At 42.6% G+C, this 13,317-nt stretch carries 7 protein-coding genes; all 7 read left to right on the top strand.

Annotated elements, in window-relative coordinates; genetic code table 11:
* The first annotated feature begins 30 nt into the window (after positions 1 to 30).
* Complete coding sequence (locus VPNCDNU1_RS07545; RefSeq protein ID WP_104399865.1) at positions 31 to 693, top strand: hypothetical protein; 663 nt, start codon at positions 31 to 33, stop codon at positions 691 to 693.
* Positions 694 to 982: 289 nt separating this feature from the next.
* Entirely contained in the window at positions 983 to 3,589 is a 2,607-nt protein-coding gene (gene pepN / locus VPNCDNU1_RS07540) for an aminopeptidase N (protein ID WP_104399806.1), read from the top strand.
* Between the two features lie 58 nt (positions 3,590 to 3,647).
* Positions 3,648 to 3,866 carry a DUF2835 domain-containing protein gene (locus tag VPNCDNU1_RS07535; protein WP_101113876.1) on the top strand — a complete coding sequence of 73 codons (219 nt, stop codon included), beginning with the start codon at positions 3,648 to 3,650 and terminating at the stop codon, positions 3,864 to 3,866.
* A 198-nt stretch (positions 3,867 to 4,064) separates the two neighbouring features.
* Complete coding sequence (locus tag VPNCDNU1_RS07530) at positions 4,065 to 8,906, top strand: NAD-glutamate dehydrogenase (RefSeq protein WP_104399805.1); 4,842 nt, start codon at positions 4,065 to 4,067, stop codon at positions 8,904 to 8,906.
* Between the two features lie 45 nt (positions 8,907 to 8,951).
* On the top strand, positions 8,952 to 9,962 hold the full coding sequence (gene pyrD, locus VPNCDNU1_RS07525) for a quinone-dependent dihydroorotate dehydrogenase (protein ID WP_104399804.1): 1,011 nt from the start codon (positions 8,952 to 8,954) through the stop codon (positions 9,960 to 9,962).
* A 158-nt stretch (positions 9,963 to 10,120) separates the two neighbouring features.
* The gene (locus tag VPNCDNU1_RS07520; RefSeq protein ID WP_104399803.1) at positions 10,121 to 10,663 is read left to right on the top strand and encodes a cell division protein ZapC; all 543 of its coding nucleotides are present in this window, start codon (positions 10,121 to 10,123) and stop codon (positions 10,661 to 10,663) included.
* A gap of 520 nt (positions 10,664 to 11,183) precedes the next feature.
* Positions 11,184 to 13,316, top strand: a complete 2,133-nt coding sequence (gene rlmKL / locus VPNCDNU1_RS07515) for a bifunctional 23S rRNA (guanine(2069)-N(7))-methyltransferase RlmK/23S rRNA (guanine(2445)-N(2))-methyltransferase RlmL (RefSeq protein WP_104399802.1) — start codon at positions 11,184 to 11,186, stop codon at positions 13,314 to 13,316.
* Position 13,317 lies beyond the last annotated feature (1 nt).

Genomic DNA, 13,317 nt, shown 5'->3' with positions numbered 1-13,317 from the left:
CTAAGCTTAAAGAAAAGTGAGGTGGAAGTGATGAGATTATTACTATTAGTTTTTACCTGTTTTTTGTTTAGTTCGACCCATGCCGAGGTTAAGCAAAAAGCTGAGTTAACGCAATTTAACCACCCGTTCCTTTTAGGGGACTGGTACTTGTTTAATCCGGATCCGGACAGCACATCTGAAGACTTCCTAGCGATAAGGCTCACTTTAGAGTCAGATTACGTATTCACCATCGAAATTCAAAAGAAAGATCATTCCGTGGACTATTGGCAAGGAAGCTATGAAGCTGATGAGTCAACTTTGGTGCTTGGTATGAATACAGAAACGCCTCAGGTTTACCACTATAACAACAACCACAACCAGCTTAATTTGAATGGGGTGATCTTTCAAAAAGCTCTACCCACAGCTTTAGTCGGCAGCTGGACTAGTGAGACACTCGCTGGCGACGACATATTGGCAAGCGACGTTAGCCAGATGGATTTGGTACTTCAAGCCGACTTCGTGTTCTCTTTCCGAGTCGTTTCCGGCAACGGCAATGAAGCGACGCATGAAGGTATCTATATCATAGAAGGGGATCATCTCGTACTCATGTACAGTGATGGAGAGCAAGATTCTCGATACACTTTGATCGATAATCAGCTCACTCTAGATAGCCAAACATCTGATATGTACGCGGTGCTCAACCGTGTGGAGTAATGACTAGATCAAGGACCCCTTTATCTATCAGAACCGGAATAGCATCGTATACTGTTCCGGTCTCATTTTCTGAGACTCATTATTTTTTGTTATACCGTCAATTCACATTGCCGTATGATATTTTTGACGAAGTACAAGCTATTGTTCGCTATAATTTCAGTCAAATAATCTGAAACCTTTCCAAGTTAGCTCATTTCTCATGTTCAGAAGAAAATCTCATTTTCTGCTCGTGATCAATTGGCTATATTAGGTAAACGCAACTGGCAGATATATAAAAGGAAATTTCAATATGGCTCAAAGCCCTCAAGCAAAATATCGCAAAGATTATCAGTCTCCTGACTTTACTATCACTCACGTAGACCTGACTTTCGATTTGCACGACACAGCGAGTGTTATAACGGCTGTATCAACAGTGAAAAAACTAGAAGAGAGTACAAAGCTGTTTCTTGATGGTGATGAGTTAACTTTGCTTGCTTTAAAAGTTGATGGAGAAGATTGGGTTGACTACCAAGAAGTGGAAGGTGGTCTTGAAATTAATGGTCTGACTAAAGATTTTGAGCTGACCATTCAAACAGAAGTTAACCCTTCAACCAACACGGCTTTGGAAGGTCTGTACAAATCGGGAGATGGCTTCTGCACTCAGTGTGAAGCAGAAGGCTTCCGTCGAATTACCTATTACATGGATCGTCCCGATGTGTTGGCCATTTTCACAACGACTGTTATCGCAGAAGAATCTAAGAATACCTTTCTTCTAAGTAACGGTAACCGTGTTGATGAGGGTAAGCTTGAAAACGGTCGACATTGGGCAAAATGGAATGACCCGCACCCGAAACCAGCTTACCTATTTGCCGTTGTTGCAGGTGATTTTGATGTTCTTCGAGATAAATACGTAACGGTTTCAGGTCGTGAAGTCGATCTAGAAATTTATGTCGACAGAGGAAACCTAGACCGCGCGCCGTTCGCAATGACCTCATTGATTAATTCAATGAAATGGGACGAAGAGCGATTTGGACTTGAATACGATCTCGATATTTACATGATCGTTGCTGTTGATTTTTTCAATATGGGCGCGATGGAAAACAAAGGGCTCAACGTATTCAACTCAAAATACGTGCTAGCAAACAATGAAACTGCAACTGATGATGATTACTTAGGTATTGAAGCGGTTATCGGACACGAATACTTCCACAACTGGACGGGTAACCGCGTTACTTGCCGTGATTGGTTCCAACTTAGTTTGAAAGAAGGTCTAACGGTTTTCCGCGATCAAGAATTCTCGTCGGATTTAGGCTCTCGTGCCGTAAATCGAATTAACAACGTTAGAGTTATCCGTGGTCCGCAATTTGCTGAAGACGCGAGCCCAATGTCTCATCCAATTCGTCCGGAAAAAGTGATAGAAATGAATAATTTCTACACGCTAACGGTATACGAAAAGGGGAGTGAAGTTATTCGAATGATGCACACACTCCTTGGTGAAGAAAAATTTCAACAAGGTGTGAAGCTCTATTTTGAACGCCATGATGGTACCGCGGCGACTTGTGAAGACTTTGTGTCTGCAATGGAAGACGCTTCTGGTGTCGATTTGAAACATTTCCGTTTGTGGTACAGCCAGTCTGGTACACCAACGGTTGAAGCAACCACTGAATTTAATCAAGCCGCAAACACATTTTCGCTAACATTGAAGCAGCAAACGCCTGCAACATTGGAGCAATCAGAAAAGCAAGCATTGCACATTCCGTTTGATATTGAGCTGTATGCGCAGGACGGAAGTGTTATTGAGTTACGCTGTAACTCTAAAGAGATCAGCAATGTTCTTGATTTCACTCAAGATGAGCAAACCTTTGTTTTCGAAAATGTAACTGAACGTCCAGTCATTTCAATGCTGCGTGAGTTTTCAGCACCCGTTAAGTTGAACTATGAATATTCAGATGAAGATTTGAAGTTTTTAATGGTTAACGCCAAAAATGATTTTGCGCGATGGGATGCAGGGCAATTGCTTCTTGCCAAGTACATTAAGTTAAACATTACACGTAAACAAAACGGAGAAAGTTTCGAGCTTCCTGAAGATGTGATTGATGCATTCAGAGGAGTGTTGCTTGATGCTAGCTTAGAACCAGCATTTATTGCCGAAGCTTTAAAAGTTCCAGGTGAAGCGGAAATAGCAGGATGGTTTAAGCCAGCAGATGTCGATGCAATTCGTTTTGTTAGAGAGTCGATCCGTAAAGCATTTGCTTTTGGGTTAGTGGATGAATTAAGTGCTACGTTCCACAGTAACAAGCAAGCTGAGTACGTTGTAGAGCACGATGCCATTGGTAAGCGATCTCTAAGGAATGTATGCTTGTCCTACTTGGCATTGACTGACCAAGGCGATGATATTGTAAAAGTTGTGTATCGAGAAGCGAACAACATGACTGACACTATGGCGGCATTAACTGCGGCAAACGCAGCACAATTACCGTGTCGTTCGGAGTTGATGGCAAGCTTCAGCGACAAATGGAGCCATGATGGTTTGGTTATGGATAAGTGGTTTGCGCTTCAAGGCACTAATCCAGCAAACAATGTACTCGATACCATTCGTGAAACGATGTCTCACGCTGCCTTTGATCTTAAGAATCCAAACCGTACTCGTAACTTAATTGGTACTTTCTTTGGTGGAAACCCAGTAAATTTCCACAACAAAGATGGCAGTGGCTATGCATTTGCTGGCGAGATTTTGACCCAAATGAATGAAAGCAACCCGCAAGTTGCCTCGCGACTGATAGATCCTCTTCTTAAATACAGAAATTATGATGAAGAACGCCAGGCGATGATGCGTAAAGAGTTGGAAAAATTGTCCAATCTCGACAATCTGGCCAAAGATCTCTATGAAAAAGTAACAAAAGCGTTAGAATCTTAAATAAGACTGACTAGCGAATGAATATAAGTGGCAGTTTTTACTGCTACTTTTGTTATCCATGAATCAATATTACTTCTCTCTTAATATTACCTATCAAGAATTTCTCAGCCACTACTCAGGAGCGGCAAGCTCCGTAATTGTCTTCACTGACCAAGGTTTAAAAATTCAATTACCTGCATCTCGTTTCAGACCCTTTCTTAGTCAAATTGGTGTAAAAGGGCGCTTTAGGCTAACAACTGACCAGAATAATAAACTTCTAAAGTTGGAAGTTCTGTGAACTTGTGAGTTTTCAGATGTTTAAATAGGTACCTTAATCACAGATTCAAACTTTTTTCATGATCCTACCCGCAATTCATTTAACCTTTTATCAATATTGCTTTTACAATATAGATAGCCTGTTTTTCTAGTCAGGCTAAGGCATTACCAAGTTGCATTAAGCAACACCCTACAAAAATTCTAAGATTGGAGCGTTAATATGGCCGCGCGAGAAAACGTTGTGCCGGTTCTTCTTGAAAAAGTGTACAAACTGATTCAAGACAAACTCGAGCTTGCCCACCAACCTTTAGTAACAAAACTTGCTCAGCACTTGTTTAGCACGATTGGTCAGGAAGACCTAGTACAGAGAAACGAGTCAGATCTCTATGGTGCAGTTGTCAGCTTGTGGCATCACATCAGCGAGAAGCAACCTAAAGAAATTTCGGTAAGAGTATTTAACCCTACGGTAAGCCGACATGGATGGAAGTCTACCCACACGATCGTTGAAATCGTGGTACCTGATAGCCCATTCCTTGTGGACTCGGTAAAAATGGCGCTTGCGCGTCTAGATCTATCTAGCCACTTAATGCTCCATGGTCCTACGCGAATCGCCCGCGACAAAAATAATAAAATCACAGGCGTAAACGAAAAATCTGGCGACGACCTATCGCTTTTCCATATAGAAGTCGACATGCTGGCAGACAAAACCAAAATGTCTGATTTGAAAAGCGAGCTTGTATCGATTTTGACGGATACAGGTCTGGTTGTTTCTGATTGGAAGCCGATGGCAGCCAAGCTAAAACAAGTGATCAAAGAAATTGAAGATCAACGTGTATCTCTTCCTGTTGAAAAAGAGCGTGTTGATGAAACCATTGCGTTTCTCAAGTGGTTAGGTAATCACAACTTCACCTTTATGGGCTACAAAGAATACGACTTAGTTGCTGTTGAAGGGGATCACGAGCTTCGTCCGACAGAAGAAACCGGTTTAGGTATTCTTTCAGTTGGTAGCCGTGTTCGTAGTGTGAAACTTTCTGACCTTGCAGATTCTGCGCGCTTGGAAGCCAAAAAACCTTACTTGTTGATTGTGACCAAAGGCAATACCGCTTCACATATTCACCGCCCGGCTTATACCGACTACATCGGTATTAAGAAAATAGGTAAGAACGGCAAAGTGATTGGTGAACATAGATTCACAGGTCTTTACACTTCAGCCGTGTATAACCAGAGCGTTTCTAGCATTCCGCTGATTCGCGATAAAGCTAACCGAATTCTTGAGTCTAGTGGTTATATGAAAGGGGCGTACTCTTTCAAAGCCCTGCACAATATTTTAGAAAACTTCCCACGTGATGAGTTGCTTCAAGCGACAGAGCAAGAGCTACTTCAAGTTGGTTCTGGTGTTGTTCAAATGCAAGACCGAGACATGCTTCGTTTGTTCATTCGTAAAGACCCGTTTGGTCGTTTCTTCAGTTGCATGGTTTACGTAACCAAAGAGCGTTACAACACCCAGCTGCGTCGTCAAACTCAGCGCATACTCGGAGATTACCTCAATTCCGATCAAGAGGTAGAATTCACAACGTTCTTTTCGGAAAGCCCATTGGCGCGAACTCACTACATTGTCCATGTGAAAAACAACAACATTGATGTCGATGTTAAAGAAATAGAGCAAAACCTTATGGAAGTATCTTCGTCTTGGGATGACCGACTACAAGAAGCGATCATTGCTAACAACGGTGAAAGTACGGGTTTGCCTTTATCAAAAGAATATCTTCGCGCTTTCCCTCGTTCATATAAAGAAGCGATGTTACCAGGTTCTGCGGTTGCCGACATAGAACGATTAGAAGCACTTAAAGATGCTGAAGATCTGGGTATGCTTTTCTATCGCCCTCAAGAAGAGAGCCATGATTCCAAAGCCGTACATTTAAAACTGTACCATCGTGAGCAACCGATTCATCTTTCAGATGTACTCCCTATGTTGGAAAACTTGGGACTGCGTGTTATCGGTGAAGCGCCATACGAAGTTCGAAAATCCAACGGAGTAACGTATTGGATTCTTGATTTCTCAATGTTACTGGGTGCGAGCGTATCGGTTGATTTACGTGAAGCTCGAGATCGTTTCCAACAAGCTTTTGCCGATATTTGGTCGGGTAAGCTAGAGAGTGACGGGTTCAATAGGTTGGTTCTTGGCGCAGGTCTATCGGGGCGTGAAATCACGATACTTCGAAGCTATGCGAGATACATGCGTCAAGTCGGGTTCCCATTCAGTCAAAGTTATATTGAAGAAACGCTGTCGCATCACCCTGATATTGCAAAAGGGCTAGTCGATTTATTTGGTAAACGTTTTGATCCTAAATTTAAAGGTGCCAAAAAGAACCAAACAGAGCTGATCAACAAGATCAATGAGCAACTGGATGAAGTTGAAAGCCTTGATGATGATCGTATCATTCGTCGCTACACGGATATGATTCTTGCTACGCTTCGTACGAACTATTACCAGCTTGCACAAGATGGTCAGCCAAAACCGTGGTTGGCGTTGAAGCTAAAACCCACCGATATTCCGGAAATTCCTCAGCCTGTACCAGCGTTTGAGATTTTCGTTTATGCCCCTGACATTGAGGGTGTCCATTTACGTGGTGGTAAAGTAGCTCGTGGTGGTCTTCGTTGGTCAGACCGACAAGAAGATTTCCGTACAGAAATTTTGGGCTTGGTTAAAGCACAGCAGGTCAAGAACACGGTTATTGTTCCAGTCGGTGCGAAAGGCGGCTTTGTTTGTAAACGTCAACCAAACTTGACCACGCGTGACGAAATCTTTGCGGAAGGTCAGCGTTGTTACAAACAATTCATTCGCGCGTTGCTCGATGTATCCGACAATATTGTAGAAGGCAATGTTTCTCATCCTGAAAACGTAGTACGACATGATGAAGACGATGCGTATTTAGTCGTTGCTGCGGATAAGGGCACAGCTACATTCTCGGATCTTGCAAACTCAGTTGCTGATGAGTACAACTTCTGGCTTGGGGACGCATTCGCTTCTGGTGGTTCTAATGGTTACGACCACAAAGCAATGGGGATTACCGCAAAAGGCGGTTGGGAATCGGTAAAACGTCACTTCCGTGAAATGGGGGTGAACTGTCAAACCACAGACTTTACCTGTATTGCTGTTGGAGATATGGCGGGCGACGTATTTGGTAATGGTATGCTTCTTTCAAAGCATATTCGATTGCAAGCAGCGTTTAACCATTTACACATCTTTATCGATCCAACACCGGATTCGGCTAAGAGCTGGAAAGAGCGCGATCGCTTGTTTAAATTACCACGCTCAAGCTGGGAAGATTATGACAAGAAGCTGATCTCAAAAGGTGGGGGTATTTTCTCCCGTCGTGCTAAGTCTATTGACTTGACGCCAGAGATCCAAAAAATGCTAGGTACTCGAAAAAGTTCAATGGCACCTAATGACTTGATCAAAGCGATCTTGCATATGGAAGTCGACTTGTTCTGGAATGGCGGTATCGGTACTTACGTTAAAGCTTCGACTGAAACACATACTGATGTTGGTGACCGAGCAAATGATGCGTTACGTATCGACGGTAAAGACATGAGAGCCAAAGTTGTAGGTGAAGGCGGTAACTTGGGTATGACCCAGTTGGGTCGTATCGAATACGCTTTGCGTGGCGGCCGAGTGAATACCGATTTTGTTGATAACGTTGGCGGTGTTGATTGTTCAGATAATGAAGTCAACATTAAGATCTTCCTAAACAGCTTAGTCGCTAATGGCGACCTTACTGTTAAACAAAGAAACCTTATCCTAGATAAGATGGAAGACGAAGTCAGCGAAATCGTATTGAAAGATGCTTATTGGCAGTCCGAATCCATTTCAGTAAGTGAACAACAAGGCTCTTCTTTGGTGAAAGAGCAAATCCGCTTTATTCACACGATGGAACGATCGGGGCATTTGGATCGTGCATTAGAATACATTCCTGATGACGAAACATTACTGGAGCGTGAAAAAATGGGGCAGGCATTGACCCGTCCTGAGCTTTCAGTGCTAGTCGCTTACGGTAAAATGGTTCTGAAAGAACAGCTGGTTAGTGATGACATTTCGAATGATGAGTTTCATGCACAACAACTGGTCAACTACTTCCCATCAGAGTTACGCCGTAACTATCTATCACAAATGGATACTCATCCTCTAAGAGCCGAAATTATTGCCACATGCCTTGCAAACCAAATGGTTAACGAGATGGGGTGTAATTTCGTAACTCGTATGCAAGAAGAGACGGGTGCGACTGTTGTTGATATCGCAAATGCTTATTCTGCTGCCCGCGAAATCTTCGAGCTGGGTGGAATTATGAAGCAAGTGAGAAGCTTGGATAATACAGCTACGACGATCGCTCAGTATGATCTTATGTACTCAATTCGTCGTATTTTACGTCGACTTAGCCGCTGGTTGTTGAGAAATCGTTCGAATAAGTCAACAGTAAATGAGCTTGTTGCTCTTTATCACGATGATGTTCAAGCGGTAATGAAAGATCTTGATAACTTATTGGTTAAAGACGAAGTTCAAGAGCATAACGATCTCGCCGATCTGTGGATCGAACAGGGTATCGAGCGTCCGGTTGCAAACTATGTCTCTCGATTGTCGAGCCTGTACTCGGCACTGGATATATCCTCAGTAGCCCGAGATGAAGGCAAATCTGTGAAAGAAGCGGCTAAGATGTACTTCACATTAGGTGATCGCCTGTCTTTGCATTGGTTCCTCAAACAAATCAATAATCAAGCGGTAGAAAACAACTGGCAAGCCCTTGCGAGAGCATCTTTCAGAGAGGATCTTGATTGGCAGCAGAGGCTACTTACCGCACAGGTTCTTCATTGCAACTGCAGTGAAGGGAAGGTGAACGTAAATAAAGCACTGGACGAGTGGATTGAGAATAATGGATCGTCTTTGGTTCGTTGGGAAAACATCCTTAACGAGTTTAAAGTGGGTTCAGTACATGAATTTGCTAAATTTTCGGTCGCTCTGAGAGAATTAACGTTATTAAATTTGAATTGTGCTTCAAATGAGTAAATAATACAGCCCCGTTTAACGGGGCTTTTTTCTTTCGGAGGCACAATGCTTTACCGTCTAGCCAGAACTGGCTTTTTTCAACTCGATGCCGAAAAGGCACACGAGCTCGCAATAGATAACTTCAAACGCTTCAACGGCACTCCTCTTGATCTCTTCTATCGTCAGCAACTTCCTCACCGACCAGTAGAATGCATGGGTCTTACGTTTAAAAATCCAGTTGGCTTAGCGGCTGGCTTGGATAAAAACGGGGAATGTATCGATGCATTTGGTGCAATGGGTTTTGGGTTTGTTGAAGTAGGGACTGTGACACCTAAACCTCAACCGGGTAATGACAAACCTCGCTTGTTCCGTCTGGTTGAAGCCGAGGGCATTATCAACCGTATGGGCTTTAACAATCTTGGTGTGGATCATCTTGTCGAAAACGTAAAAAAATCAACTTATGATGGCGTCCTTGGGATTAACATCGGTAAAAACAAAGACACCCCAATCGAAAAGGGAAGTGAAGACTACCTGATCTGCATGGAAAAAGTGTATCAGTACGCAGGTTATATTGCGGTAAACATTTCTTCTCCAAACACGCCGGGACTTCGCTCACTTCAGTATGGCGAAGCGCTTGATGAATTATTGTCTGACTTGAAAGCCAAACAAGCAGAACTTGAAATCGAACACGGCAAATACGTTCCACTTGCATTGAAAATTGCACCGGACCTCAGTGACGATGAAATCGTTCAAATTTGCGAATCACTCATCAAGAATAAAATTGATGGCGTAATCGCAACTAACACTACGCTAGACCGTTCGATTGTTGAAGGAATGAAAAACGCAAACGAAGCGGGTGGGTTAAGTGGCCGACCAGTACAAGCGAGAAGTACTGAAGTGGTTCGCAAACTTCACGAAGAGCTAGGTGACAAACTGCCTATCATTGGAGTGGGTGGTGTTGATTCATATGTTGCAGCAAAAGAAAAAATGATTGCAGGTGCTAAGTTGGTTCAAGTCTATTCAGGTTTTATCTACAAAGGTCCTGGTTTAGTCAGAGATATTGTGAAAAACCTATAAATTTTCTTCTGAAAATCACATCATATTCACAAAAACAAAAGGGGATTTTTCCCCTTTTTTTTTGTCGATCGCTTTGTAGAATAAATGAGTAAATGGATTTTGGTTCAGTGACTTGAATTCTAAATTACTGATCACTATGAAGATTGAAGAGACGGAACATGTTGAAACCAAGCGACAACTGGAAGTGGTACTTTGATAGAAAAGTAAGCGCCCTAGTATTAGGGCTTGATGACGGCATGGCTTTTAAAGTAGAGATTCCCCAAAAGTTTTTAGTGGACTGTGCATTTAAAGACAGTGAATTTTCTGTTGATGATGCTTCTGTGTTCCAACAATTTAAAGAATCTGTGCAAACTCTTCCTCTTACTGAGCCCAGACAGGCTCAATTGGTTTTGAATTGTGTCGCAACGCATCGCTACCATAAACCTGTGCAACCTAAAAGTTGGTTTTTCAGCTATCAAGGAGAAGGGCATAACCCTTCTCAGGGCGAATTAGTTTATTTAAAAAATGAATTAAATAGCGGTCTGTTTGTTGTTGTAGAAGTCTGTGACAACGCCAGTGTATGTGCTTCAGTAGAATTAGATGGGTTCCAACTTACTGCATCGAAATCTCTCAGTTTTTGTCAGTCTGTCAAAGTTATGCATGATCGCATAGCAAGGGCAGAAGCATTTGACAACTATGCGCCGATAGCTCTGGTAGGCTAGTAAGCGTTTTTACATCCCTAATGAAATCGTTCCTTCGAGCTGTTGGCATTGCCAATGGCTCTTTTTTTGTCTTCAATTCGTGCAATTTCTCTTGTTTCTGCCAGCTTCTAATACACCGAATCCGGTCCTAGCTGATATCAGTTGTGAGAAATTTGAACACCATCAAATAAAAGTTTTCCCAATTTTAGCTTCCGTTTATACCTAAATTCCCGTTTATAAGATGCAAAAATTCCTGTTTTAGCCCCAAATGTACCTAAATTACATCATTAGATACGGTCTGGTATATACCAAAATTGCATCGAATAAGTATGCACTATCATTATTTGTCCTTTAAAAGCGTCAGTTTTACTGTCACTAAGTGCTTACTGACTAAAACAGGAGTAATTTCTTGAAAGGCGCGAGTATATTGTTTGAAAAATGTGCACTTAGATTGCTAAGACTAATTTTTGGAAAGATTGAGTTCGGTTTGTGCTTCTTGCTCAGGTATAATCGAGCTCATTTTTGTTACCAAAAGACCAGTATGAATCAGTATTTAGCCGTCACTTCCAACGGGCTTGAAAACCTACTCGCAGAAGAATTGAAAAATTTGGGGATTGAAGACCCAAAGCCAGTTCAAGCAGGGGTAAAATTTAAGGCGACCAACGCGCAAATCTACAGAGTATGTTTGTGGAGTAGGTTGGCATCACGTTTTGTTCGTATTCTTTCTGAATTCAATTGTCAGGATGATATGGACTTGTACTTGTCGGTTACAGCGATTAACTGGTCATCGCACTTTGATAGCAACAAAACATTTGTGGTGGACTTTAACGGTACAAACCGAGAGATTCGCAACAGCCAATACGGTGCTCTAAAAGTAAAAGATGGCATCGTTGACTCGTTTAACAAAAAGAATCTCCCTAGACCGTCGATCCACAAAGATCATCCAGATCTACGTGTGCATGTCCGTCTATTTAAAGACAACGCCTTGGTCGGCTTTGATATGGTTGGTTCTGGGCTGCATCATCGTGGTTATCGAACTGAGGCAGGCAGAGCGCCACTTCGCGAGACACTTGCTGCGGCCATTATTTCGCGCAGCGGCTGGCAGCAAGGGAACAACTTGTTAGACCCTATGTGTGGCTCCGGTACGTTGTTGATTGAAGCTGCAATGATGGCTGCCAACATGGCTCCTGGTGTTAATCGCAAATATTGGTGTTTTGAATCACTTTCTGATTTCGAGCCTGAGAAATGGGCAGAGATTAAGTCTGAAGCCAATGTACAAGCGCGTAGGGGTGTTAAAAAGGTTGAATCGAAGTTCTTTGGGTTTGATAACGACGCACGCGTTCTAAAGACTGCTCGTGAAAATGCCAAGCGAGCGGGTGTTGAGTCACTGATTCACTTTGCGAAAGAGGATGCCGCGCAAGTTAAACGCCCTAAAGAGTTTGATGGCGGAGTTATTGTATCAAACCCACCTTATGGTGAGCGTTTGGGAACACAGCCAGGTCTCATTGCCTTATACACTGCTTTTGGAGCACAATTAAAAACAGAGTTTGGCGGTTGCCAAGCTTCTATTTTCTCTTCATCTGATGAATTGCTTGCCTGTTTGCGTATGCGTGCCGAGAAACAGTTCAAATTGGCAAATGGTGCGTTACAATGTCACCAAAAAAATTACAGCATCAGCGAAAGAGGCGCTACTTCATCTGAATCCAACCAAGAAACGAAGCAAGAAACCTTGGTTGCCCCTGATTTTGCGAATCGCCTAAAGAAAAACTTAACAAAACTGAGTAAGTGGGCGAGAAAAGAGAAATTAGATTGTTATCGTGTATACGATGCGGACTTACCTGAATACAACGCGGCGATTGATATTTACCAAGACCATATCGTAATTCAAGAATATGCGGCGCCTAAAAATATACCTGAAGAAAAAACCAAACGCAGATTAACCGACATTATCCGAGCGACTATTCAAGTAACGGGTGTAGAAGCAAACAATGTCGTGCTTAAAGTAAGAGAGAAGAAGAAGGGAAGCAGCCAGTATCAAAAACTCAGCCAAAACTCTGAGTTTATGCAGGTAACGGAATACGGTGTGGATCTTTTAGTTAATCTCCACGATTACCTCGACACTGGTTTATTCCTTGATCACAAGTTGACACGTCGTAAGCTTGGTCAACTAGCTGGTGGTAAAGACTTCCTAAATCTGTTTGCTTACACAGGTTCTGCGACGGTACATGCAGCTTGCGGCGGTGCCAAATCTACAACAACTGTAGATATGTCCAAAACTTACCTAGAGTGGGCTCAAGAAAACTTGGCCATCAATGGCATCTCTGGGAGCGAGCATCAGTTTGTCCAAGCCGATTGCCTTCAATGGCTAGAGCAAGCAGATGGTGAATTCGATCTGATTTTTATCGATCCCCCGACGTTTTCAAACTCTAAGCGTATGGAACAGTCTTTCGATATACAACGCGATCACATTCAGTTAATGAAAAACTTAAAAAGGCTGTTACGCGGTAACGGCACAATTGTCTTTTCGAACAATAAACGTCATTTCAAAATGGATTTAGATGCTTTGGCAGAGCTTGGGTTGAAAGCTGAGAACATTTCATCACAAACGTTACCTCAAGATTTCGCGCGTAATAAGCAAATCCACAATTGCTGGATCGTCACTCATCAAGGATAAG

The organism is Vibrio penaeicida, assembly GCF_002933855.1.
Taxonomy (GTDB): Bacteria; Pseudomonadota; Gammaproteobacteria; order Enterobacterales; family Vibrionaceae; genus Vibrio; species Vibrio penaeicida_A.
The sequence above is the reverse complement of the archived record's forward strand: the minus strand, read 5'-3'. Positions and strand labels throughout refer to the sequence as shown.

Excerpts from the sequence above, each read along its gene's own strand:
- VPNCDNU1_RS07545 (WP_104399865.1), top strand. The coding sequence starts at position 31 with ATGAGATTATTACTATTAGTTTTTACCTGTTTTTTGTTTAGTTCGACC.
- pepN (WP_104399806.1), top strand. The coding sequence starts at position 983 with ATGGCTCAAAGCCCTCAAGCAAAATATCGCAAAGATTATCAGTCTCCT.
- VPNCDNU1_RS07535 (WP_101113876.1), top strand. The coding sequence starts at position 3,648 with ATGAATCAATATTACTTCTCTCTTAATATTACCTATCAAGAATTTCTC.
- VPNCDNU1_RS07530 (WP_104399805.1), top strand. The coding sequence starts at position 4,065 with ATGGCCGCGCGAGAAAACGTTGTGCCGGTTCTTCTTGAAAAAGTGTAC.
- pyrD (WP_104399804.1), top strand. The coding sequence starts at position 8,952 with ATGCTTTACCGTCTAGCCAGAACTGGCTTTTTTCAACTCGATGCCGAA.
- VPNCDNU1_RS07520 (WP_104399803.1), top strand. The coding sequence starts at position 10,121 with ATGTTGAAACCAAGCGACAACTGGAAGTGGTACTTTGATAGAAAAGTA.
- rlmKL (WP_104399802.1), top strand. The coding sequence starts at position 11,184 with ATGAATCAGTATTTAGCCGTCACTTCCAACGGGCTTGAAAACCTACTC.